A 23766-nucleotide genomic window follows, 5' to 3' on the forward strand; every position below is an offset into this window, starting at 1 on the left:
AAGCTTGATAGCCAATGCCTTATCTACAGCAGATAAGGCATTGGCATTTATAGGGTAACGAACTTTAGTTTGGGTTAACTAAAGATATTATTGGCTAATAAAGACAATCACTTGCAGACAAATAAGTGCAAAAAATCCTGCTAATACATCGTCTATCATAATGCCGAAACCACCTTCAACTTTGGCGTCGAGCCAACGTATCGGCCAAGGTTTTAGGATATCGAATAGCCGAAACAGCACAAAACCGACAGCAAGCCACAGAATACCAGCAGGGGCGGCAATCATAGTGATCAATAAACCTGCAACTTCATCCCATACAATCGCGCCATGGTCATGTACGCCCATGTCCTTAGCGGCCTTATCGCAGATATAAATCCCCGCGAGTACGCACACTAAGGTCACGGCTAAATACCAACTCAAGGGCAACTGGGCCAATAATAAATAGAGCGGGACTGCCGCCAAGGTACCAAAAGTACCTGGAGCCTTAGCCGCTAAACCACTGCCAAAACCGAGGGCTAAAAAATGAATAGGATTTTTAAGGGACAGGCGCGACAGCGCCTGATCTTCGGATAACAACTTCATTAAAAATGCTCAAAACCGTGGTACGGTGGCGTAAATAGCTCACCATTAAGTTGCAACTTAAGCTTACTGCCCGCACAGATTTGCCCAACACGGACAAACTTAGTACCAGCATGGCTGAGGGCGGTTTCTAACGCACCTTTTTGTGCCTCAGGCACGGTAAAGAGCAGTTCATAATCCTCGCCCCCCGTCAGCGCATAGCCTAATGCATGTTCTTCGCTCACGGTATCTTGCATCGCGCGCGACAAAGGAATCGACCCCACATCGACTACAGCGCCAACCTTTGATGCCTTGAGGATATGCCCAATATCCGAGATAAAACCATCGGATAAATCGATGGCACTGGATGCCAAAGAGCGCAATGATTGCCCAGCCAATACTCGAGGAGTGGGTCGATAATGGCGATTAATCAAAAACTCTTTATGCTCCGCTCGCGCATGTTGCACGCCGCGGATCAAGTCCAGCCCTAACGCAGAATCACCAAGCGTACCCGTTACATAAATCCAGTCACCGGCCTTAGCGCCATGACGGGTCAAGGCTTTGCCATGAGGGACTTGCCCGTGCACTGTGATATTAATCGCCCTAGGTCCGCGAGTTGTGTCACCACCTATTAAGGCGATGCCATAATATTCTGCCGCTTCAAACAGGCCTTCACTAAAACCACTCAGCCAGGTCTCGTTAACCTCTGGCAAAGTGAGTGCAAGCGTCATCCACGCAGGCTCGGCCCCCATTGCCGCTAAATCAGAAAGATTAACCGCTAAGGCTTTGTAACCTAAGGCTTGAGGTGGAATATCGGGGAAGAAGTGAACATTTTCGACTAAGGTATCGCAGGAAATGGCGATCGACTTGTTTTCGGCGGGCTGCACAAGGGCGCAATCGTCGCCAATACTCAATTTGACATCACGGCGTGCTGGGCCGCGGTGATTGAAATAACATTCAATAAGCTGGAATTCTTTCACTGTACAGTTTGGCGCGACTCACATCGGCCACCTTTGTTAGCAATGAAAAACGGTATCCTAAGATACCGTTTGTCCTTATTACTTACGTGCAACCAGTTTGTCGAGTAATCCATTAACAAACTTATGGCTTTCATCCGCACCGAAAGCTTTAGCCAATTCAATCGCCTCGTTAATGGCAACTTTAAATGGCACATCTTTACGGAAAGTCAGCTCATAGGCCGCTAGGCGTACTATGGCTTTCTCCACTGGAGACACCTCATCAATGGGGCGATCTAAGTGTGGAATGATCAACTCATCCAATTGGGTTTTCTTAGTTGCTACGCCTGCAAATAGCTCACGAAAATAAGCTACGTCTACACCATCGAGACTCTGTTCAGTTAAAAACTCATGCTCGACATCGGCAATATTATTCCCGCTTAGTTGCCATGAATAAATGGCTTGAACGGCTAAACGGCGGGCCTTGCGGCGCTCAGAAGGCTTCATTATTTTTCCTACTATTACAACTGTTGTTCAAGCTGCTGCAGAACGTTGACCATTTCAAGCAAGCTTAGCGCAGCTTCGCCGCCCTTGTTACCCGCTTTAGTACCTGAACGCTCAATAGCTTGTTCAATGGTATCTGTAGTCAATACACCGAAAGCAACCGGCAGATCGAACTCTAATGCAATTTGAGCTAGACCTTTGTTACATTCGCCTGCAACAAAATCAAAGTGAGGGGTACCACCACGGATTACGGCACCAAGTGCAATAATGCCGTCAAACTTACCACTTGCAGCAACACGACGTGCCGCCAGCGGTAACTCAACCGCACCAGGTACACGGACGACAGTGATGTTTTCATCACTGACTTGGCCAAAACGTTTCAGCGTGTCAAGTGCACCTTCAAGCAGGCTTTCTACTAAAAAGCTATTAAAACGCGAAATTACAATCGCAACTTTGGCATTCTTCGCTTCGATATTACCTTGAACTACGTTCATTTTCTTACCTAATTTAGCTAAAGCACCCGGCTCGGGGCGAAAAGTGGCGACATGATACCACAGTCAATTGCCCACGGCCTTATGCAAATGATAGAAATGGTGAATTTTACCTTAGTGGAACCTATTAAAAGCTTAGCCTGTTACTCAGCTACGTACTCTGTCACTTCTAGGCCAAAGCCTGAGAGTGAATGGTAACGCTTAGGCGAGCTTAAGAGTCGCATTTTGGTCACGCCTAAACTGGCCAGAATTTGTGAACCTACACCGACACGGCGTGAAGTACCTTGCCATTTGGCTGACACGGGCGTCTGACCTTGATCTTCCGCCTCAAAGGCTTTGACTTTAGCGAGGATTTCACTGGGATGTTCTTGATTGCCAAGCAATACTAACACACCACCTTCGGCAGAAATCCGCGCCATCGCTTTTTCGAGCGGCCAGCTGCGTTGCTGATCGCGCTCAGAATGGAGTAGATCGTTAAACGTATTCTGTAAATGCACCCGCACTAAACAGTCAGGTTTCACCTCGCCCTTCACTAAGGCAAAGTGCAATTGGTTGTCGATAGTATCCCTAAAGGTCACCATATCGAACTCACCAAAACGGGTTGGCAGTTTGCATTTTGCTTCACGCACAACGGTCGTTTCTTTGGTGTTACGGTATTCAATCAGCGCCGCAATAGTGCCGATTTTAACGCCGTGTTTTTCAGAGAAAATCTCTAAATCAGGACGACGGGCCATAGTGCCGTCTTCATTGAGGATCTCAACAATCACGCCCGACGGCTCAAGCCCCGCTAAGCGGGCTAAATCACAACCTGCTTCTGTGTGGCCAGCGCGGGTTAACACGCCGCCGTCCTGCGCCATTAATGGGAAGATATGCCCAGGCTGGACTAAATCCGATGCCTTGGCATCTTTAGCCACGGCCGCTTTTACCGTTACGGCGCGATCATGGGCCGAAATCCCGGTGGTTACGCCTTCGGCAGCTTCAATCGATACCGTAAAGTTGGTCGAGAACTGCGCATTGTTATTGGTTACCATCAAGGGCAGATTTAGCTGCTGGCAACGAGCTTTAGTCATGGTTTGGCAGATGAGTCCACGACCGTATTTCGCCATAAAGTTAATCGCTTCTGGCGTCACCAACTCTGCCGCCATAATCAGGTCGCCTTCGTTTTCTCTGTCTTCGTCATCCATCAAAATAACCATTTTGCCTTGACGAATATCCTCGATGATCTCTTCTATACTGTGCAGCGCCATTGTAGGACCTTTATGATTTTACTGTTGTTATGAAATTCTATACCTAAGTGAGCTAAGTGCCAGTGCCCTAACGCACAAAGCCAGCACGGGCTAACATTTCCATGGTCACCCCACCGCCTTGGGTTTCTTTAGTATCAAAGCGCATTAAACGCTCTAAATAGCGGGCGATTAAATCCACTTCAATATTCACCTTATCGCCGGCTTTCAAATCCACCAACGTGGTTTCACCCGCGGTATGGGGCACTATGGTTAATCGGAAACGATGGCCATCGACTTCGTTTACCGTGAGGCTCACACCATCGATGGTGATAGAACCTTTATGGGCAATATAGCGAGCAAGCTCAGTAGGCGCCGCTAACCAAAATTCGATTGCTTGACCACGAGCAAGACGCTGCTCTACGGTGGCAATGCCATCCACATGGCCGCTGACCATATGGCCGCCTAAACGTGTGGTTGGGGTGACGGCCTTTTCAAGATTGACCTTAGTGCCCACTTTATAGTTGGCAAAGCCTGTAAGGCTGACGGTTTCTGCTGAGACATCAGCCACATAGCCATCGGCTAATTGTTGCACCACAGTCAAACACACACCGTTGGTGGCGATACTGTCGCCTAAACGCACATCGCTTAAATCCAGTTTGCCACTGGCGACCGTCAAACGAATATCATCGCCTTTGCGTTCAAGCTTTCGCAGCGTGCCAACGGCCTCAATAATCCCAGTAAACATGGTTAACTCACTTATTCGCTAAAGATGGATTGGACGTGAGCCTCAAGGTAAAACGCGTATCCGCGCCCACTTTACGCTCATCGACCAGTTTGAGGATCGGAATATCGGCCATCATTTGATAATCGGGTAATTCGAGTAGATTACGCCCTTGTGCGCCAAGGATTTTCATCGCTTGATATAGCACTAATTCATCGGCTAATCCTGAGCGAATAAAGGCGCCAGCTAAGGTCGCGCCCGCTTCGATAAGCACCTGATTATAGCTTTTGCCTAAATAGCTTAATAGTGCAGGCAATGAGATTCGACTCTCAATGGCTGGTAATTGGAGACAAGTCACATGGGCGGGTAATTGCGCCATAAAGTCTGACGAATAGCTCACTGTCGAGACTAATAAAATCGGTGATTCAATTGTAAACAAGGCTGCCGTAATCGGCATACGGGCGCGACTGTCTAAAACTACTCGCAGCGGTTGTAAAACCTGCGCTTCACTCAATTGCGAGGTAAGACTACCAAGCTCTGAGTATCTCACATTGAGCGAAGGATCATCGGCCAATACGGTTTCAATCCCAGTCACTATGGCGCAGGCGCGTAAACGTAAACGCTGCACATCGCGGCGCGCTTCAGGGCCAGTGATCCATTTGGACACCCCGTTTGATAACGCAGTTTTACCATCAAGACTCGCGGCCAGTTTGACCGTCACCCAAGGCAGCCCCAATTCCATACGCTTCATAAAACCAAGATTTAAGGCATAGGCCTCATCGCGATGTAATCCCACATCCACTTCAATACCCGCATCGCGCAGCATTTGAATACCGCGGCCACCGACCTGAGGATTGGGATCTTCCACCGCCACCACCACTCGTTTAACACCGATATTGATCAGCGCTAAGGCGCACGGCGGTGTGCGGCCATAATGGCTACAAGGTTCTAAGGTGACATAAGCCGTCGCGCCACGGGCAAGCTCGCCAGCCATGCGCAGTGCATGCACCTCGGCGTGGGGCTCGCCAGCTTTTTGATGATAACCTTCACCGACAATCTGATTATCTTTTACGATAACGCAGCCTACACTGGGATTGGGGCGAGTGGTATAAAATCCTTTGCGAGCCAGTTGTATAGCGCGGCTCATCATCTGGTTATCGCGTTCTGACCAATTCATATAAACCCTATGAAATCTTGAGGAAGCGTGCCGAATGCGGCGCAAAACGAGGCACTAACCTAAGCACTAACCTAAGATAACCCACGTTACTTTTGCAGTTTCGCAATCGCCTCACCAAATTCGGAGACGTCTTCAAAGGCGCGATAAACCGAGGCAAAACGAATATAGGCAACCTTGTCTAGGCTCATTAACTGTTCCATCATCAAGTTGCCTATCATCTCGGATGGCACTTCACGCTCGCCAGTCGCCCGCAGCGTTGACTTGATTTTACTTAAGGCCTGCTCGATTTCATCCATGGACACGGGGCGCTTTTCGACCGCGCGTAACATACCTGCTTGCAGCTTTTCTTCATCAAAGGGTTGACGCGTGCCATCACGTTTAATCACCCGTGGCATCACTAATTCGGCCCCTTCGAAAGTGGTAAATCGTTCGTGGCATTCGGTGCATTCTCGGCGACGACGCACTTGATGGCCTTCCGCCACTAATCGGGAATCGATCACCTTAGTATCTGTCGCGCTGCAAAATGGACAATGCATTGAGCCTCCTGCCGTGAATGGAATAAAGCCTATGGCTTTCGCTGTATCTTGCTTAAACCGAGCGGGTTTAAGTCTACGATTTTAGCAATAAAAATGGCCGCTTAATGCGGCCATGGGATTTTATCCTATTTATCGGCTGAGGTTAACCACCTAAGCTTAACGACCTAAGCTGTTGTGAACTTAGCCGATATATTCGGATAAATTAACGAATTAACCGTAAACAGGGAAACGAGCGCACAGAGCCAATACTTGGCCTTTTACGCGCTCGATGACCGCTGGATTGTGGGCATCGTCGAGGATGTCACAGATCCAACCGGTTAACTCTTTCGCTTCAGCTTCTTTAAAGCCACGGCGAGTGATCGCAGGCGTACCGATACGCACACCAGAGGTCACGAATGGAGAACGTGGATCGTTAGGCACAGAGTTTTTGTTTACTGTGATGTTCGCGCTACCTAAAGCGGCATCGGCTTCTTTACCCGTCAGGTCGCGACCGATTAAGTCCACCAGCATTAAGTGGTTGTCAGTACCGCCAGAAACGATTTTGTAACCGCGCTCTAAGAACACTTCAACCATAGCTTTAGCGTTCTTAACCACTTGTTGTTGGTAAGCTTTGAACTCTGGCTCTAAAGCTTCTTTGAAGGCTACCGCTTTACCCGCGATAACATGCATCAAAGGACCGCCTTGACCGCCTGGGAATACCGCAGAGTTCAGCTTTTTGTATAACTCTTCATCATCGGCAGCAGACAGAATGATACCGCCACGAGGACCGGCTAAGGTCTTGTGAGTGGTTGAGGTCACAACGTGCGCGTGTGGCACTGGGTTTGGATACACACCAGCGGCGATAAGACCCGCAACGTGTGCCATGTCGACAAACAGATAAGCACCGATTTTGTCTGCGATTTCGCGCATTCTTGCCCAGTCAACGATACCTGAATAAGCAGAGAAACCACCGATCATCATCTTAGGCTTATGTTCAACCGCCAGACGTTCCATTTCGTCGTAGTCAATTTTGCCTGATTCATCGATGCCGTAAGGAATGATGTTGTACAGTCTACCGGAGAAGTTAACAGGTGAACCGTGGGTCAAGTGACCACCGTGAGCGAGGTTCATACCTAAAACGGTATCGCCTGGTTTTAACAATGCCATGTAAACGGCGCTGTTTGCTTGAGAACCTGAGTGAGGTTGTACGTTTGCGTAAGTCGCGCCAAACAGTTGTTTTGCACGCTCAATCGCTAAGGTTTCAACTACGTCCACATACTCACAACCGCCGTAGTAACGCTTGCCTGGATAGCCTTCGGCGTACTTATTGGTTAGTTGTGAACCTTGCGCTTCCATCACGCGTGGACTGGTGTAGTTTTCAGAAGCAATCAGCTCAATATGCTCTTCTTGACGCAGAGTTTCGTTCTGAATCGCGTTAAACAGTTCCGGATCATAATCTGCGATATTCATATCTTTTTTCAGCATTGCTTACTCCAGCTGCCAATTCTTGTAGGTAGGGTTGCGCGGTATTCTACTCGTAACGAGCCGACAATCCCAGTCTCTGAAACATGAAAATCCTACAGTTTTAGCTTGAATGCGCCTCAATGCCGAGTTGAGTTCGGCGCGCAATCGAGTAGAATTAGCCGCATCATTAGTCACTTATAGATGCAGAAAAATGGCTCAGTTTGTTTACAGCATGTTGCGGGTGGGCAAGGTTGTTCCGCCTAAGAAGCAGATCCTTAAAGACATTTCCTTAAGCTTTTTCCCCGGCGCCAAGATCGGTGTGTTAGGTCTTAACGGTTCAGGTAAATCCACCCTACTGCGCATTATGGCCGGTATCGATACCGAGATTGAGGGTGAAGCGCGCCCAATGCCAGGGCTGAAGATTGGTTACCTGCCACAGGAACCCAAACTCGACCCAACGCAAACCGTGCGTGAAGCGATTGAAGAAGCGGTTTCTGAAGCAAAAAATGCCCTCAAACGCTTAGACAAAGTCTATGCCGCTTATGCAGAACCCGATGCGGACTTCGACGCGCTTGCCAAAGAGCAAGGCGAACTTGAAGCGATTATTCAGGCGCAGGACGCTCACAATCTAGACAACATCCTTGAGCGCGCGGCGAACGCGCTACGTCTGCCTGATTGGGATGAAAAGATTGAAGTCTTATCGGGTGGTGAGCGCCGCCGTGTAGCAATTTGTCGTCTGCTGCTGGAAAAACCAGAAATGCTGCTACTCGACGAACCGACCAACCACTTGGACGCTGAATCCGTCGCGTGGCTCGAACACTTCCTGCAGGAATACACGGGCACCGTTGTGGCGATTACCCACGACCGTTACTTCCTCGACAATGCTGCGGGCTGGATTTTAGAACTTGACCGTGGTGAGGGTATCCCATGGGAAGGTAACTACTCTTCTTGGCTGGAGCAAAAGGATGCTCGCTTGAAGCAGGAATCTGCCGCAGAAAGCGCGCGTCAAAAGACCATTGCGAAAGAATTAGAATGGGTTCGCCAAGGCGCGAAAGGCCGTCAGTCTAAGGGCAAAGCCCGTATGGCGCGCTTCGAAGAGCTGAACACCACTGATTACCAAAAACGTAACGAAACCAACGAGCTGTTTATTCCGCCCGGACCACGTTTAGGTGACAAAGTGATTGAGGTTAAAAACTTAACCAAATCCTACGGTGACCGCGTGCTGATCGATAACCTGTCGTTCTCGATTCCTAAGGGCGCGATCGTCGGTATTATCGGTGCCAACGGTGCAGGTAAATCGACCCTGTTCCGCATGCTGTCAGGCAGCGAGCAACCCGATAGCGGCACCATTGAGATAGGTGAAACCGTGCAACTTGCGTCGGTTGAACAGTTCCGCGATTCGATGAATGACAAAAACACCATTTGGCAAGAAATCTCTGGTGGTCAAGACATCATGCGCATCAACAACATGGAAATTCCAAGTCGCGCCTATGTGGGCCGCTTTAACTTCCGTGGTGCAGATCAGCAAAAGATTATCGGTACTCTATCGGGCGGTGAGCGCAACCGTGTTCACTTAGCTAAACTGTTGCAGGCTGGCGGTAACGTACTGCTCCTCGACGAACCGACCAACGACTTAGACGTTGAAACCCTGCGCGCACTGGAAGAAGCGATCCTCGAATTCCCTGGTTGCGCTATGGTGATCTCGCATGACCGTTGGTTCTTAGACCGTATCGCGACTCATATTCTGGACTACCGCGACGAAGGCCAAGTTAACTTCTACGAAGGTAACTACACCGAATACTCAGCGTGGTTGAAGAACACCTATGGCGCCGATGTGGTTGAACCACACCGCCTGAAATACAAGCGCATGACGAAATAGATCGAGAATCTAGAATCTAGAATCTAGAATCTAGGCAAGCGTGTATCTGAGGAGGTTAACTCGAAAGGGTTAAGCTCCTTTTTATTGCATTGAATTTAGGGTGAGGATTTTCCGTTATTTCAGGCTGGCACTATATTCATGCTGGTTCATGCTAGCAAAGTAGGCCACCAGCATATCCATCATCACTCTTAAGGCGGGCTGCATATGTTTACGGGATTGATACACCCCATATACGCCCAAGGATTGAGGTTTAAATTCCCGCAGCAGTGGCACTAATGCCCCCGAGTCGAGATGCGGTTTAACCGCCCACAGGGGCTGCATAGCAATCCCCTCGCCGGCCAAGGTGGCGTTTAGTACCACCATAGAATCATTGGCACTTAAGTTACCTCTTACGGGAATATTAAAAAGCTGCCCCGCCTCGATACCATCAGGATGAATAATTTGGGTAAACCGCCACATCACATCGCCAAAGTAGGAATAGGTTAAACAGTTATGCCGAGTTAAATCCTCGGGATGGCTAATAAGTGAATGGGTGGCAAGATAACGCGGTGCGGCGCAGACCACGGACTCACATTCCCCTAAACGTCTGGCGATTAGACTAGGATCGAGCTCATTAGTGATACGTATGGCAAGATCAATACGTTCAGCAACTAAATCAACGGTTTGGCTGCTAACATGAAAGTTCACACTCGCCTGCGGATATTGGGCTAAGTAAGGACGCACGACCGTGGGAAGGAGTAAATGGGCCATAAATTGTGAGCAACTGATCCGCAGCAATCCTCGCGGTTGGGCGCTTTGTACATGACTGACCGCGGGGACTTCCTGCGCTAATTCAAGCAAGCGCTGGCAATAATCGAGCACTTGCTCGCCCGCACTGGTTAGACTCAAACGTCTTGTCGAACGGTGCAGTAAGCGTGCGCCTGACCATTCTTCCATCTCACTTAAATAGCGGGTTACCATAGAGCGAGACATATCCAACGCTTCGGCGGCGCCAATCATGCTGCCCCGCTCAACGATAGTCACAAATACCTTTGCCGCTTCGAGTCTATCCATGGTTTATCCGCCCCTTGTGTTGATTGCCTTGCACTAAATAATCAGTTTCAAACGTTGATTCATCCGAATTATGCAACAAATAAGCGCAATTATCCGTGTTTATCTAACGTTTTTTGCAACCTAAACTAAGCTCACTTTTGCAGCAGTGCAAATCACCGAATCCTATTTGAATGAATAAGTGAGAACAGAAATGACATTATTGAATGCTCTAAAATTAACCTCTTTGAAACCCCAGTTAGCCGCAACCATGCTGGTGGCGGGAATGGCTACTGCTCAGGCAGCACCTTTGCAAGTGAGCCATTTTAATCCGGACGAAAACAGTATTTTTGCGGTGTCTTCAAGCTTTATCAGCGGTGAACATGAAATGATGCTGGTCGATGCACAATTTCAAAAAAATGATGCCCAAACCTTAGTGGATACCATTAAAGCCAGCGGTAAAAAGCTTACCTTGGTGTATATCAGCCATAGCGATCCGGATTTTTACTTTGGGTTGGATGTGATTAAACAAAACTTCCCCGAGGTCGAAATCGTCGCCACTCAAACTACGGTCGATGATATTAAAGCCTCGATGGAGGGCAAACAGGCATACTGGGGACCGATTTTAAAGGACAATGCGCCGAGTCAATTAGTGCTGCCAAAGGTGGTGACAACCAATCGCTTTAGTATCGATGGTGAACCAGTGCTGATTGAAGGGCTAGAGGATGCTCACCCTAAGCATACCTTCCTGTGGATACCGTCGGCTAAAACCATCACTGGCGGCGTTGAAGTGTTTGATAAAACACACGTTTGGATGGCAGATACTCAAAGTGTAGAGTCGCGTAAAGCTTGGTTAACCCATTTAGAAAAGATGGAAGCCTTATCCCCCCAAGAGGTTATCCCTGGACATTATCTCGGTGATGCCAGATTTGATAAGCGCGCCATCGCCTTTACTCGCGATTATATTAATGCCTTTGAAAAGGCAGCCAAAACAGCAAAAGATTCTGCGGACTTAATCGCCAAGATGCTCACGCTCTACCCACAAATTCCTTTAGATGCAGGGCTTGAGATCAGTGCCAAAGTGATCATGGGCGAAATGCGCTGGCCAATGTAACCATATTGGGGCATGGCTAATCCTGCCCCACTCATTTAAAGGGTTGTGCATTAACTCGCGAGTCAGAGCACAAAATTGTTTTGTAGGAAGCACATAAATGAATACCACAGCAAATCCCAAGGCCGTTTTGCATGCCATTATCGACCCCTTATGCGGTTGGTGTTACGCGGCCGCACCGCTGTTTGATGCAGCAGCCGCTGCCGGATTTACCATCGCACTCCACGCAGGCGGCATGCTCACTGGCCCAAGGCGCAAACAGATAGATAACCAATGGCGCGATTATGTGATGCCCCATGATCAACGGATTGCCGCGTTAACCGGACAAGCCTTTGGTGAAAACTATTATGAAGGCTTATTACGTGATACCAGCATTGTACTGGATTCTGCGCCCCCCATTAGAGCTATGCTTGCCGTTGCAGCCTTAAGGGGCAATGAGCTAGCTTACCTACATGCAGTGCAACTCGCCCATTATCGCGATGGCAAAAGCGCCAGCGATGAACATAATCTGCATGTTTTGGCCGAAAAAATGGGAATAGATGGCGCTGCCTTTACGAAGGAATTTGCCCAAAATGAAGACGCGTTTTACCAGCACATTTTGGCATCACGGGCGCTGATGAATCAGCTGGGTGCCCAAGGTTTCCCTTCAGTAGCACTCACGACAAGTGAGGGAAATCTGCATTTACTCAATCACAGCCGTTTTTACGGTCATCCGAGCAAGTGGCTTGAGTATCTGAATGAACAAGTGTCTTAACACGACACTTTCTTGAAAGTGCGCCAGTCTTACGTTTTACGAATGAAGACTCAAACCTTGGCTTTTTAGTTTGGGGTTTCCCCCTTAAACGATGGGATAAGTCACTATAGGATTTATCCCATCGGCATGTTCAATGTTGATACCACAGGCCAAGTTAACCCTGATTCTCGAGCGCAAGCTCGGCTTGCTTTGCCTGTTCGAGCGTAAAAGGCTCACTCATTTTTACACACTCAAGTACTGCTTTCGCATAGAGTGGAATCGGCTTATCCCGAGGTAAACGCGGTAATTGTGTCCCGGGCAAGGTAAGCAGATACTCATTGACTTTAGATTCAAACCACGAGAAACGCATCAGCTTAAACCCCTGATTAGTTTCTAAATAGCATTTGTAATCCTGTCGCTTCTCATTTTCTGCTGCCAGCGCTGACCATTGGAATCCCGCTAGCAGCAACAAACCAAGGGTACCGTATTTCATCATAAGGCTATTACTCATCTCGACTCGTTAACTCTTTACATCATTGACTGATGTAATAATAAATTTTGTTCGTTGTTGGCCCGCCCGCAATACACTTAGGGTTACCACTTTCACATGTCGCCTCATCTGGCACCGCATTACCGATACCAATCAAAAACATATCTGGCGTTGGTACTTTAGCATTCGGGTCCTTAGGCTGCTCGGCAGGCGGGATCACTAACTGCGGCGTATCCAGTACCAACTCACCTGCATACAAATAATCTGTTTTGTAACCACGAGTGCCCCTGTGCAAATTCTTTTTATAAAGATAGCCCTTACCCGAACTCAAACATTGGTTGACTGAGCCATCACTACCAGGCACAAAACTGCTGAAGTACACTTCCCCCCCCACTATGGTCGCAGATGACAGGCTCTTTTCGCCTTTACGAGAGAAGTTATAGTACCAACCTCGTTTTTGACTAAAAACGATTTCACTGGCCTGATCATTGGGCGCCGCCGAACTGACATCATATAAATCACTTAACTGTAGCGTTTTAGGCACAGGCTTTTGATTTGATTTACCTTGGAATGATTGAGTGACTATGTTTCTATCTTGCAATGCAAAAAACATATCCGAGCGGGAGACATCACTTGGCTTTGCCCTGTGGCCACTCCCGACAACAATTGCGTCGTAAGGAATATTCTGTGATGTGACAACTTTGGTCGATGTTCCATTAATGACTTTAGTCAGCTCAAAGGTATTGGAGATCAAGGTCTGGGCCACTGTAGGCCCAGAAAAGAATCGCCTATCTCCTGCCACTGAACTCTTATCCCCTAATGCGGCAAATTTAAATCCCGACCAGGTCGACACATTCGCGGAGGGCATATCCATCCGCCATACATTACCTTGGATATCTGTGGCATAGATTCTATCGGTATGACCATCACCATTGCCGTCTAATACAGCAACACTGCTTGGAATACTGTTGGCAATACCTGGCAATGGCGTGTTAGCCCCACTGCCGCCGAATTGATGGATTAACGCCCCCGTTTGCGCATCGACAATAAACACGCCACGGCCACTGCTGTCATCAGTACCCATCTCAGCGCCATCTTTAGTTGAAGGGGAATATCCGCCACCAAAAATCAATACAGGCTTATCGCCAGTCGCACTCGGAATTGTCGTCACCACAGGCGTCGACCAAGATTGCCCTAACTCGCCCATACCGGGTGAACTGGCATCTATCTTCCACATAAAACTGGGGTTATCAGGTGTGGTCACATCGAGGGCGTAATACGCATTGCCGCCTCGGCGCATTCCCACAAATACCCATGCCTTTTCAATCCGTTTGCCCTGCATTTTGGTGTAGGCAACTGGCGAGCCATCAATACCGTATACCGAGTGTACGCCCGTCGGCACGTTAGCCTTGAGATCGCGCAAATTCGGCAGTAGCTCATAGGGGATAAATCCCCAAGTCTCAGACACGCTATCACCTTCATCCTTAAACATATGCAGGAACCCATGGTTTGTCCCGACAAGAATTCGGATATCAGGTTTAGCTTCAGAACCAAAATTGAGTGCTAAGGGCTTGGAATGTAGAGCATCTCCCATTATATCGGCGCGCCAATTTGGGGTTGCGCCACTGGCAGTACTTAAGTCCTGATTTTTATCGTTATCAACATCGATTCCCTTCGCCCAGTCAAATAGCCCAGTGAGTTCTGTTTCATCGACCCCCATATAGGTGGCTAAACGCACATTATCCCCAGCTTTTCGAGCTGCATTTGACAGAGTAAAAGCGCTCAATCCACTGCCAAAATTACTGTATAAAGTGCGACTAGTCGCCTGCTGCATCGCGGCTAGCACCCCACCACGCTTAACATCATTACCATCACCGCTGCTTCCGCATTCTTCAGCTGATGTCCAATAGGAGCAAGCATCGGCTTTGATATTGCCATCTTCGCCTATCACATTTTTGCCTTTGCTATCAACGACATCACCGTCACTGGTCACCTTGAACTTTTTAATATTCCCTAGCCATCTTGGTCCCTTATTAGGCAAGAACATTGAGTAATAAGCTGAATCAAAGGTTTGAGTACGATTGAAGTTATTGCTCGCTACCGAGGGGGAAGTAAAGCTGGCATTTTTTTCGAGGATATTATTTAAAGCCGTTTGCAATGAAGAACGTAATTGACTGGCATCGGTGGCATCAAAATACTTACCACCGCCATTATCGGCGGTTTGCTTCAGTAGGTGCTCGGCACTGGCTGCACCTTCACTAAACCCAATGGTAAAGGTTCTAACGGTTTGTTTTCCGGCTAAATTAGGATTCACATCCTCAGTTCGCATCCAGCCAGAAAGCGCACTGAGATAACTTTTCGGGTTTGAGGTATGCTTACCTACACCATTGGTTAAACGCTCAATAATGCCATCGGCCGCGTTATCAAGCGTCGGCTCACCGTCGGTGATATAGACGATATACGCTTCATTTTGGCAAGGCTTAAACGGCGAATTGTACGTATTACTTCCAATAATAAGCGCAGCTGGGTCAGTAAAGGGATTAGAACTGGCGTTGTAGGTACCTTGGTAACGCCCCCAATTATCGTAGTAATTATAATCGCTATCATCATCGCCAAAATACTGTTCCTGCCCACCAAAATAACGATAGGCTTCGTAGAGCGTTTCGCATAGCGGCGTATTTTGGGCATAACTAATAAGATTGACCCTTTTCAATAAATCAATTTTGGCTTGGGCGGACATAGTCTTAATCCCAGAGATAATCCGCCCACCGTCACGCGCACCATCACGTGGCCCATTCATATTAAAAATAGCTAAACCAAAATCTACACCCGGCGTAGTTAAAACCACACTTTCAATCGCATCTTGCGCCAGCTCTAGACGGGTTTTATTGACCTTCTTTTTAGTACCATGGTGCCATTTTAAATAATCTTCGGTATAAACAGTGACCACTTTGCCGGAGCCAAATCCCGTTTTCTGCGCCTTTGCCTTCGCGCTTGCCTTAGCATTCTCGGATGAGTGAATATTGACTGCCGTGTACCGAACGGGTTTAGCCGCAGAGCCTAAACTGTCAACGGGTAAACCGTTAGCCTCTCCTGCTGCATTACCGAGTCTTTCCTCTTGGATATCTTCAAAGCAATCGACAGCAGCTATCGAGCTACCATTTAGTTCAGAAAATTCCTTCCACGCACCAGTCCCCCCCGAAAAACCATACTCACGAAAGAAACCAGTGAAGGTGCCATACCGATTGAGGTAATCCCACGAGCTTTCACAGCCATTGAGTGCTGCATTAAACTGACGCATTTCACGCTGAGAGGCAGGATTAGGTAACTCAGCATTATCAGCCGAACCTCGGCTATAAAATAGCTTTCCCGACTGGGCATAGTTAGCATTACGTTTATTCTCGTAAGGAGCATCGACCCCATAGGCAAGATTACTCATACTGCCGGAGTTATCGAAAATGATCAGCACCTGCGGGCGCGAGCCATTACGGGCGGACGCTTCGAACACATAAAGCTCTGTATCATCAGCAATGCTTGACGCGGTAAATAAACTCACCACGCCAACAACGAGGCTCGAAATAATAAAAGCGACTATTGAAGTTAACGTATGGCGGACGTTTTGAAGGCGAGATTGACAAATATGTTTCAATAAAACGTAATTAAGCGAAAAGTTCATCAACGAGCTTTTCTGACATTTAAATAAAAACTGACTCATACAGTATGCGCATCTGTTATTAAGGAATAATAAAGCACCTGCATTTACAAAACTAGGATTTAAATTGTTTAAAAAGGCCAAATTAACCGCACAACAAACAGTAAGTTAACCGAACGTAAAACAGTAAAATCATAAACTTAGGCTACTTTCAGCAATTATTACCATTATGCACACCGAATTGACAACAAATAAATAAAAAATGTAACCAATAAAAATATCACCATCATAGTAATGAGCTAAAAAATAAAAACAGTGACACTTATGATATTGAGAATGCGCTATTAACGTTATAGGAAATAAAGGAGAACACCTGCCAAAAAAATATAAGAAATGCTATACCATTAATTTGACTTGCCAAAACAAAACAGGCTGAACAACAAACATAGAGATAAAGCGTTCTCACCATGAAAATATCCCAACATAGGATCCCTTGCCCTACCAAGTCATTAACATTATGCTAACCAACCCCACATAAGCCACGTTTCATAACTCAGGAGCTTTGAATGCACACGCTCTTCCGCCATGGTTTCGGTCACTCGACACCTCAACCACAGGATATATCTTCGCTCACATTGAAGAAGAGACTCACTTCGGCTCAGGCTACACTGTTTACTTTGCTAAGTTTATTTTCTGTTGGCGCATTTAGCACTGAACTTACGCCATCATCCGTGACCGATGGTCCTTATGTTTTCCTCGACCAAGGTAACCAAAATACCGCCTACTGGATCTGCCAGAGTCAGTTAAAACAAACCCCTATCGCAAACAATCAATTGGCTCGCCCAAATGATTGTGGCAACTTGCCACAGCCCAGACGCCATACCGATGCTCCCAAAGTTGAAGCTGATACCTACACTCATACAGGCAAGATAGTGGCCTTAAGCGATGTGCATGGGCAATTCGATGTGATGATTAACCTGCTGAAAGCCCATCAGATTATCGATGAAAATAATCACTGGACCTTTGGTGACGGCCATATGGTCATGACGGGAGATATGTTCGACCGTGGTCACCAAGTTAACGAAGTTCTGTGGTTTTTATATGAGTTAGATAAGCAAGCCCAAGCCGCAGGTGGTCGATTACATTTACTTATGGGCAACCACGAGCAAATGGTGTTTCGCGGCGACTTACGTTATGTGAATGAGCGTTATCAAACCTCGGCGGAATTACTCAATCGCAGCTATGATGCACTGTACAACAAAGACACCGAAATCGGCCGTTGGCTTCGCAGTAAAAACACTCTAGTAAAGATCAATAATCTGCTGTTTATGCACGGTGGAATAAGCCCTGAATGGGTCGAGCGTAAACTCAATATCAGCGATGCTAATCAGTTATTCCGTCAACATTTAGACGATAAAAAAGAAGATTTAAAACAAAACGATCTGTTGAATTTCCTGTTTTTCACTAATGGCCCCACTTGGTACCGTGGCTACTTTAAAGATGCACTCGCTGAACCCGAGATCGACCGAATCCTAAACTACTTTAAGGTTGATCATATTATCGTCGGCCACACTTCACAGGAGCGAGTACTTGGACTTTACCATAATAAAATCATTGCAATAGATAGTAGTATTAAGGATGGTCAGTCAGGAGAATTATTACTGATAGACGACAATAAACTCACCCGCGGGCTATATAAGGGTGAGCAAGTAGCACTTTAAATCGATTCAGGGCTAATAGGTTTAATCCATAAGCCCTTTTTATTATTCAATAAAAGGATAACGAGTCGACTCCATATCGAGTAAGCGATAACTTACCTCTCTATACAAAATTCAACTCATCGGCTTAACCCCCCCTATACTCAGCGAATAACGCTTTAACGTTAGGGATGCGTATGGACTTCAAACTGCTGATAAATTTAAGCCTTGTATTGCTGTTGTTAGGATTGCCTTCCCGCAGTTTTGCAGGACGAGATTTAAACTTAGTTGCGACCAATTATCCACCCTTTTATGCCGATTCATTACCCGAGCAAGGTGGCGTTGCCCAAGTCGTTAAAGAGGCCTTTAAACGCCAAGGCTACAATGCCAGTGTTAAGTTTTATCCCTTTGCGCGAGCAGCATTACTGGTAAAAACCGGCCAAGCCGATGGCATTATTGGACTTTGGTACCGCAAAGAACGTGAGCAATGGGCACATTATTCTGCACCGATACAAGCCGTACAGATTGTCTTCTACAAACGTAAAGATAATCCGTTACGTTTTAGTCAATTAAGCGAACTTAAGCCCTTTACCATCGGCATTGGCCGCGGTTACGCCAATCCACCCGAAATAGCCGCTACAGGGCTAACGACTGAAGAAGGTAATTCCGACGAAATGAATCTTAAGAAATTGTTTCTAAAACGCATTGACTTAGTGTTAATCGGCCACAATCTTGCTCAATATTTAATCAAGAAAAATCAAAGTGAATATGCCGATACCTTCGAGCAGGTGGGAGACCCCATCGCCACTGAGGTATTCCATCTGGGCGTCTCTTTGGCGATAACGGATCAGTCCACCTTGATCGACGAATTTAACAAAGGCCTTGAAAGCATGGGCCAAGATGGTCGTCTTGAGGCAATTTTAAGCCAGTATCCGCAAATTCAATCAGCCGTAGATCCGATAGAAAAAATACGAACACAAGCACATCCTTAGCAGAATAACTCAGCTATCGTATGCACTTCGAATGGGGCGAATGAGATTGCCATGGGGTATCTCGACACAAAACACAATTTCTTTCACTTTCGAGTGCTTAACTTTACAAACTTTTACCCACCTGATGACGGTTATTCACTAGAATAGCGCCATTAGTGCTAACGCCTGTTAACCGTCTTTGTGCGAGATAATTATTCCAATGAAAAAAACCATAATAGCCATTGCCTTAGTTGCGGCGGTTGCCGCCGCTGTGAGCTTTAGTGATGTATTGCAGGCTGCCAAACCCGAAAGTGCCCCCCAGCTTATGCGTACCGTGCCGGTTGTCACAGGGGAAGTGGTTGAACATCCACTGGCTCAATCTATTTCACTGATTGGTAAACTGGCCGCTGAGCGCGCAGTGGTGATCGCGCCACAAGTCACCGGCAAAATTAAACAAATTGCCGTGACTTCGAATCAAACAGTGAAAAAAGGCCAGTTGCTAATCGAACTCGATGATATGAAAGCTCAAGCCGCGGTGGCTGAAGCCAATGCCTTTTTAAATGATGAAACCCGCAAGCTCAGAGAGTTTGAAAAACTTATCAGCCGCAATGCCATCACTCAAACCGAAATCGATGCTCAAAAAGCCAGTGTCGATATTGCCAGAGCACGCTTAGCCTCTGCGCAGGCAGATTTACATTATCATTCCCTTATCGCACCTTTTGCCGGTAAAACCGGGCTGATTAACTTTAGCGAAGGTAAGATGGTAAGTATTGGCACAGAGTTAATGACCTTAGATGATTTATCCAGCATGCGATTGGACTTACAAGTGCCTGAACATTTTCTGTCACAACTTAGCATTGGCATGCCAGTATCGGCCACCAGCCGAGCTTGGCCAGGACAAACCTTTATCGGCAAAGTGGTCGCCATCGATCCCCGCGTGAATGAAGAAACCTTAAACCTGAAGATCCGCGTACAATTTGAAAACAGCGATAATCGCTTAAAACCCGGCATGATGATGTCATCAACCATCACCTTCCCACCGATTTCGGCCCCCATAGTGCCAGTGCAAGCCCTAGAATATTCAGGCACTAAGCGCTATGTGTATGTGGTTGGCGAGGATCATATCGCCCATCGCACCGAAGTGATTTTGGGTGCCCGTGTTGGCGACCAAGTGCTTATCGATAGCGGCCTTAAAATTGGCGATAAAGTGGTGGTTCAAGGGCTTGTGAATATGCGCGATGGCTTAAAAATCAATGAAGTCGCTCTTGAAACTAAGAATAGTAATAACCGCCCAGCCAAGTCAGACGTCAACACTGCGGAGACGAAATAATGTGGCTGTCTGATGTCTCAGTTAAACGCCCCGTCGTTGCAATTGTTTTAAGCTTACTGCTATGCGTGTTTGGCTTAGTGTCCTTTACTAAACTTTCAGTGCGGGAAATGCCCGATGTTGAAAGCCCAGTGGTGACAGTCAGCACCAGTTATTCCGGTGCATCTGCAGCGATTATGGAAAGCCAAATCACCAAGACCCTCGAAGATGAACTCACGGGGATCAGCGGTATCGATGAAATCACCTCTACCACTCGTAATGGTAGCTCGCGGATCACGGTCAAATTCCTCCTCGGTTGGAACTTAACCGAAGGGGTGAGTGATGTGCGTGATGCCGTGGCCCGCGCCCAGCGCCGCCTGCCGGAAGACGCTAACGATCCTGTAGTATCGAAGGACAATGGCTCAGGCGAACCGTCCGTGTATGTGAACTTAAGTTCAACCGTGATGGACAGAACCCAGCTGACCGATTATGCCCAGCGGGTTTTAGAAGACAGATTCAGTCTGATCAGCGGCGTGAGTTCCATCAGCATTTCGGGTGGTCTTTATAAGGTCATGTATATCAAGCTCAGACCCGAGCAAATGGCGGGGCGCAACGTCACCGTCACCGATATTACCAGCGCCCTACGTAAAGAGAACATCGAAACCCCTGGCGGCCAAGTGCGTAACGATACCACAGTGATGTCGGTGCGTACCAAAAGGCTCTATTACACCCCAAAGGATTTTGACTATTTAGTCGTACGCACCGCCAGCGACGGGACACCTATCTATTTAAAAGATGTGGCCGATGTTGCCGTGGGCGCACAGAATGAAAACTCCACCTTCAAAAGTGATGGTATTGTTAACCTAAGCTTAGGGGTGATCACTCAATCCGATGCAAACCCATTAGTAGTCGCTCAGGAAGTCCATAAAGAAGTCGATAAAATTCAAGATTTTTTACCCGATGGCACCAGTCTTGTAGTCGACTTTGACTCCACCGTCTTTATTGACCGCTCAATCAACGAGGTCTACAACACCCTCTATGTCACTGGCGCCCTCGTGGTGTTAGTGCTGTATATCTTTATCGGTCAAGCAAGGGCAACCCTTATCCCCGCGGTAACGGTTCCAGTATCATTAATCTCCGCCTTTATTGCCGCCAACATGCTAGGTTATTCAATTAACCTACTGACATTAATGGCATTAATCCTCGCCATTGGTCTCGTGGTCGACGATGCGATTGTGGTGGTCGAAAACATTTTCCACCATATCGAAAAAGGCGAAGAGCCGCTGCTTGCGGCTTACAAAGGCACACGGGAAGTCGGCTTTGCGGTCGTGGCAACCACCGCGGTGTTAGTCATGGTGTTCCTGCCGATTTCATTTATGGATGGCATGGTCGGTTTACTCTTTACCGAGTTTTCCGTGATGCTGGCAGTGTCTGTACTGTTCTCATCCCTCATTGCCCTCACGCTAACGCCAGTATTGAGTAGCAAATTACTCAAAGCCAATGTAAAACCTAACCGTTTCAATCGCATTGTGGATAGTGGTTTTGCGCGCATGGAAAGGGTTTACCGTGTGGGTGTAACCCATGCGATCCGCTTTAGATTACTGGCACCACTGGTCATTCTCGCCTGTATTGGCGGTAGCGCATGGTTAATGCAGCAAGTCCCCTCGCAATTAGCACCACAGGAAGACCGCGGTGTACTTTACGCCTTTGTGAAAGGCGCAGAGGGCACTAGCTATAACCGTATGACGGCGAACATGGATATCGTCGAAGACAGATTAATGCCACTCCTTGGCCAAGGTGTATTGCGGTCTTTCAGTGTGCAAGCCCCTGCCTTTGGTGGTCGTGCTGGCGATCAAACTGGCTATGTGATCATGCAGCTAGAGGATTGGGAACATCGCAATGTCACGGCGCAACAGGCGCTCGGGATTATAAGTAAGGCATTGAAAGATATTCCCGATGTGATGGTTCGCCCTATGATGCCAGGCTTTAGGGGGCAATCGAGTGAACCAGTACAATTTGTACTGGGTGGCTCAGATTATGCGGAACTCTTTAAATGGGCACAGGTGTTAAAAGAGCAAGCCAATGCCAGCCCGATGATGGAAGGCGCGGATCTGGATTACGCCGAAACCACACCAGAACTGATTGTCAGCGTTGATAAAGAGCGCGCAGCAGAACTTGGGATCAGCGTCGATGACGTCTCACAAACCTTAGAAGTGATGCTCGGCGGTCGTAAAGAAACCACCTATGTGGATCGCGGCGAAGAGTACGATGTGTATTTGCGCGGTGATGAAAACAGTTTTAACAACGTCGGCGATTTAAGCCAAATCTATATGCGTTCAGCCAAGGGCGAATTAGTCACGCTCGATACGGTCACCCATATCGAAGAAGTGGCCTCAGCGCAAAGATTGAGCCATACCAATAAACAAAAATCCATCACCCTTAAGGCCAACATCAGTAAAGGTTACACCTTAGGCGAGGCCTTAACGTTCTTGGAAAACAAGTCCATAGAGTTATTACCCAAGGATATTTCCATTGGCTATACCGGTGAATCAAAAGACTTTAAAGAAAACCAAAGCAGTATTTTTATTGTGTTCGGTTTAGCACTACTGGTGGCTTACTTGGTACTCGCTGCGCAATTTGAGAGTTTTATCAACCCCTTAGTGGTGATGTTTACCGTGCCAATGGGAGTATTTGGAGGTTTCCTCGGCCTGTTAGTGACCAGTCAAGGTATTAACATTTATAGCCAGATCGGCATGATCATGTTGATTGGCATGGTGACCAAAAACGGGATCTTAATTGTCGAGTTTGCCAACCAACTGCGTGACCGAGGTTTAGCCTTAGATAAAGCCATTATCGATGCCTCAACCCGCCGTTTACGCCCGATTTTGATGACGGCCTTCACCACCTTAGTCGGCGCGATACCGCTGATTTTCTCAACGGGCGCAGGCTCTGAGAGCCGGATTGCGGTGGGGACTGTGGTTTTTTTCGGCATGGCCTTTGCGACCTTTGTCACCCTGTTTGTCATCCCAGCAATGTACCGTTTAATCTCGGCCGCGACCCATTCACCAGGTTATGTTGAAGCAAAACTCGAAGCGGCCATTAAAGCACAAGAGTTAGCGGCACAAGAGGCAGCCAAACAGCAGGAACAAACGGCAAAAGCCTAATTTATCGCCATGATGTAAACAGGCGTGAAATAATGCGTTTGCTTAACTCATAAAAGCCAAGGGAGCAGTCCCTTGGCTTTTTCATTTAGGTTTCAGATGAGTTCCTTCTATGTTTTACCCAA

General features: G+C 47.5%; 19 protein-coding genes. 7 read left to right on the plus strand and 12 right to left on the minus strand.

Going from position 1 to position 23766, the window contains the following annotated elements; genetic code table 11:
- Positions 1-87: 87 nt before the first annotated feature.
- The 9 genes from HG547_RS13315 to glyA all read right to left on the minus strand — a co-directional run bounded on the left by HG547_RS13315 (position 88) and on the right by glyA (position 7633).
- On the minus strand, positions 88-582 hold the full coding sequence (locus tag HG547_RS13315) for a phosphatidylglycerophosphatase A (RefSeq protein WP_047534787.1): 495 nt from the start codon (positions 580-582) through the stop codon (positions 88-90).
- Positions 582-1538, minus strand: a complete 957-nt coding sequence (gene thiL / locus HG547_RS13320) for a thiamine-phosphate kinase (protein WP_169548081.1) — start codon at positions 1536-1538, stop codon at positions 582-584. The genes HG547_RS13315 and thiL overlap by 1 nt, the downstream gene beginning before the upstream one ends.
- Positions 1539-1616: 78 nt before the next feature.
- On the minus strand, positions 1617-2021 hold the full coding sequence (gene nusB, locus HG547_RS13325; RefSeq protein WP_011073312.1) for a transcription antitermination factor NusB: 405 nt from the start codon (positions 2019-2021) through the stop codon (positions 1617-1619).
- 14 nt (positions 2022-2035) lie between these two features.
- Positions 2036-2512 carry a 6,7-dimethyl-8-ribityllumazine synthase gene (gene ribE / locus HG547_RS13330; RefSeq protein WP_011073313.1) on the minus strand — a complete coding sequence of 159 codons (477 nt, stop codon included), beginning with the start codon at positions 2510-2512 and terminating at the stop codon, positions 2036-2038.
- Positions 2513-2652: 140 nt separating this feature from the next.
- On the minus strand, positions 2653-3756 hold the full coding sequence (gene ribBA, locus HG547_RS13335; protein ID WP_047534781.1) for a bifunctional 3,4-dihydroxy-2-butanone-4-phosphate synthase/GTP cyclohydrolase II: 1104 nt from the start codon (positions 3754-3756) through the stop codon (positions 2653-2655).
- A 67-nt stretch (positions 3757-3823) separates the two neighbouring features.
- Positions 3824-4480: a riboflavin synthase gene (locus HG547_RS13340; RefSeq protein ID WP_011716201.1), complete on the minus strand. Its 657-nt coding sequence runs from the start codon at positions 4478-4480 to the stop codon at positions 3824-3826.
- Between the two features lie 7 nt (positions 4481-4487).
- Positions 4488-5633 (minus strand): bifunctional diaminohydroxyphosphoribosylaminopyrimidine deaminase/5-amino-6-(5-phosphoribosylamino)uracil reductase RibD, encoded by a 1146-nt coding sequence (gene ribD / locus HG547_RS13345; RefSeq protein ID WP_169548082.1) that lies wholly within the window; start codon positions 5631-5633, stop codon positions 4488-4490.
- Positions 5634-5719: 86 nt separating this feature from the next.
- Complete coding sequence (nrdR, locus tag HG547_RS13350) at positions 5720-6169, minus strand: transcriptional regulator NrdR (protein ID WP_011073317.1); 450 nt, start codon at positions 6167-6169, stop codon at positions 5720-5722.
- 210 nt (positions 6170-6379) lie between these two features.
- Positions 6380-7633 carry a serine hydroxymethyltransferase gene (gene glyA, locus HG547_RS13355; RefSeq protein WP_169548083.1) on the minus strand — a complete coding sequence of 418 codons (1254 nt, stop codon included), beginning with the start codon at positions 7631-7633 and terminating at the stop codon, positions 6380-6382.
- A gap of 190 nt (positions 7634-7823) precedes the next feature.
- On the opposite strand from glyA, the gene ettA reads away from it, so the two are divergent.
- A complete protein-coding gene (ettA, locus tag HG547_RS13360) occupies positions 7824-9491 on the plus strand; it encodes an energy-dependent translational throttle protein EttA (protein ID WP_169548084.1) in 1668 nt (555 codons plus the stop codon).
- A 114-nt stretch (positions 9492-9605) separates the two neighbouring features.
- On the opposite strand, the gene HG547_RS13365 is transcribed toward ettA, so the two are convergent.
- The gene (locus HG547_RS13365) at positions 9606-10544 is read right to left on the minus strand and encodes a LysR family transcriptional regulator (protein WP_037421102.1); all 939 of its coding nucleotides are present in this window, start codon (positions 10542-10544) and stop codon (positions 9606-9608) included.
- A gap of 190 nt (positions 10545-10734) precedes the next feature.
- Between HG547_RS13365 and HG547_RS13370 the strand changes: the two genes are divergently transcribed.
- Both HG547_RS13370 and HG547_RS13375 read left to right on the plus strand, forming a co-directional pair.
- Positions 10735-11634, plus strand: coding sequence for an MBL fold metallo-hydrolase (locus tag HG547_RS13370; protein ID WP_169548085.1), 900 nt, complete (start codon positions 10735-10737; stop codon positions 11632-11634).
- A 97-nt stretch (positions 11635-11731) separates the two neighbouring features.
- On the plus strand, positions 11732-12385 hold the full coding sequence (locus tag HG547_RS13375) for a DsbA family protein (protein WP_169548086.1): 654 nt from the start codon (positions 11732-11734) through the stop codon (positions 12383-12385).
- Positions 12386-12539: 154 nt separating this feature from the next.
- Here the strand turns inward: HG547_RS13375 and HG547_RS13380 are convergent, their stop codons facing one another.
- Together HG547_RS13380 and HG547_RS13385 are read right to left on the minus strand one after the other, a co-directional pair.
- On the minus strand, positions 12540-12875 hold the full coding sequence (locus HG547_RS13380) for a TapY2 family type IVa secretion system protein (RefSeq protein WP_169548087.1): 336 nt from the start codon (positions 12873-12875) through the stop codon (positions 12540-12542).
- 22 nt (positions 12876-12897) lie between these two features.
- A complete protein-coding gene (locus tag HG547_RS13385) occupies positions 12898-16530 on the minus strand; it encodes a PilC/PilY family type IV pilus protein (RefSeq protein WP_248278747.1) in 3633 nt (1210 codons plus the stop codon).
- A gap of 542 nt (positions 16531-17072) precedes the next feature.
- On the opposite strand from HG547_RS13385, the gene HG547_RS13390 reads away from it, so the two are divergent.
- From HG547_RS13390 to HG547_RS13405, 4 genes are all read left to right on the plus strand, one after another.
- Positions 17073-18227, plus strand: coding sequence for a metallophosphoesterase (locus HG547_RS13390; RefSeq protein WP_169548089.1), 1155 nt, complete (start codon positions 17073-17075; stop codon positions 18225-18227).
- A 173-nt stretch (positions 18228-18400) separates the two neighbouring features.
- Positions 18401-19195: a transporter substrate-binding domain-containing protein gene (locus tag HG547_RS13395; RefSeq protein ID WP_055648307.1), complete on the plus strand. Its 795-nt coding sequence runs from the start codon at positions 18401-18403 to the stop codon at positions 19193-19195.
- A gap of 199 nt (positions 19196-19394) precedes the next feature.
- The gene (locus tag HG547_RS13400; protein WP_169548090.1) at positions 19395-20504 is read left to right on the plus strand and encodes an efflux RND transporter periplasmic adaptor subunit; all 1110 of its coding nucleotides are present in this window, start codon (positions 19395-19397) and stop codon (positions 20502-20504) included.
- Positions 20504-23644 carry a multidrug efflux RND transporter permease subunit gene (locus HG547_RS13405; protein ID WP_169548091.1) on the plus strand — a complete coding sequence of 1047 codons (3141 nt, stop codon included), beginning with the start codon at positions 20504-20506 and terminating at the stop codon, positions 23642-23644. The genes HG547_RS13400 and HG547_RS13405 overlap by 1 nt, the downstream gene beginning before the upstream one ends.
- Positions 23645-23766: the final 122 nt, after the last annotated feature.

This window comes from Shewanella sp. DNRA4, from assembly GCF_012843185.1.
GTDB classification, from domain to species: domain Bacteria; phylum Pseudomonadota; class Gammaproteobacteria; order Enterobacterales; family Shewanellaceae; genus Shewanella; species Shewanella xiamenensis.

Excerpts from the sequence above, each read along its gene's own strand:
- HG547_RS13395 (WP_055648307.1), top strand. The coding sequence starts at position 18,401 with ATGGACTTCAAACTGCTGATAAATTTAAGCCTTGTATTGCTGTTGTTA.
- glyA (WP_169548083.1), bottom strand. The coding sequence starts at position 7,633 with ATGCTGAAAAAAGATATGAATATCGCAGATTATGATCCGGAACTGTTT.
- ettA (WP_169548084.1), top strand. The coding sequence starts at position 7,824 with ATGGCTCAGTTTGTTTACAGCATGTTGCGGGTGGGCAAGGTTGTTCCG.
- ribE (WP_011073313.1), bottom strand. The coding sequence starts at position 2,512 with ATGAACGTAGTTCAAGGTAATATCGAAGCGAAGAATGCCAAAGTTGCG.
- HG547_RS13375 (WP_169548086.1), top strand. The coding sequence starts at position 11,732 with ATGAATACCACAGCAAATCCCAAGGCCGTTTTGCATGCCATTATCGAC.
- ribD (WP_169548082.1), bottom strand. The coding sequence starts at position 5,633 with ATGAATTGGTCAGAACGCGATAACCAGATGATGAGCCGCGCTATACAA.
- HG547_RS13370 (WP_169548085.1), top strand. The coding sequence starts at position 10,735 with ATGACATTATTGAATGCTCTAAAATTAACCTCTTTGAAACCCCAGTTA.
- HG547_RS13340 (WP_011716201.1), bottom strand. The coding sequence starts at position 4,480 with ATGTTTACTGGGATTATTGAGGCCGTTGGCACGCTGCGAAAGCTTGAA.
- HG547_RS13365 (WP_037421102.1), bottom strand. The coding sequence starts at position 10,544 with ATGGATAGACTCGAAGCGGCAAAGGTATTTGTGACTATCGTTGAGCGG.
- HG547_RS13385 (WP_248278747.1), bottom strand. The coding sequence starts at position 16,530 with ATGAACTTTTCGCTTAATTACGTTTTATTGAAACATATTTGTCAATCT.
- ribBA (WP_047534781.1), bottom strand. The coding sequence starts at position 3,756 with ATGGCGCTGCACAGTATAGAAGAGATCATCGAGGATATTCGTCAAGGC.
- HG547_RS13405 (WP_169548091.1), top strand. The coding sequence starts at position 20,504 with ATGTGGCTGTCTGATGTCTCAGTTAAACGCCCCGTCGTTGCAATTGTT.
- HG547_RS13400 (WP_169548090.1), top strand. The coding sequence starts at position 19,395 with ATGAAAAAAACCATAATAGCCATTGCCTTAGTTGCGGCGGTTGCCGCC.
- HG547_RS13315 (WP_047534787.1), bottom strand. The coding sequence starts at position 582 with ATGAAGTTGTTATCCGAAGATCAGGCGCTGTCGCGCCTGTCCCTTAAA.
- nusB (WP_011073312.1), bottom strand. The coding sequence starts at position 2,021 with ATGAAGCCTTCTGAGCGCCGCAAGGCCCGCCGTTTAGCCGTTCAAGCC.
- HG547_RS13390 (WP_169548089.1), top strand. The coding sequence starts at position 17,073 with ATGCACACGCTCTTCCGCCATGGTTTCGGTCACTCGACACCTCAACCA.
- nrdR (WP_011073317.1), bottom strand. The coding sequence starts at position 6,169 with ATGCATTGTCCATTTTGCAGCGCGACAGATACTAAGGTGATCGATTCC.
- HG547_RS13380 (WP_169548087.1), bottom strand. The coding sequence starts at position 12,875 with ATGAGTAATAGCCTTATGATGAAATACGGTACCCTTGGTTTGTTGCTG.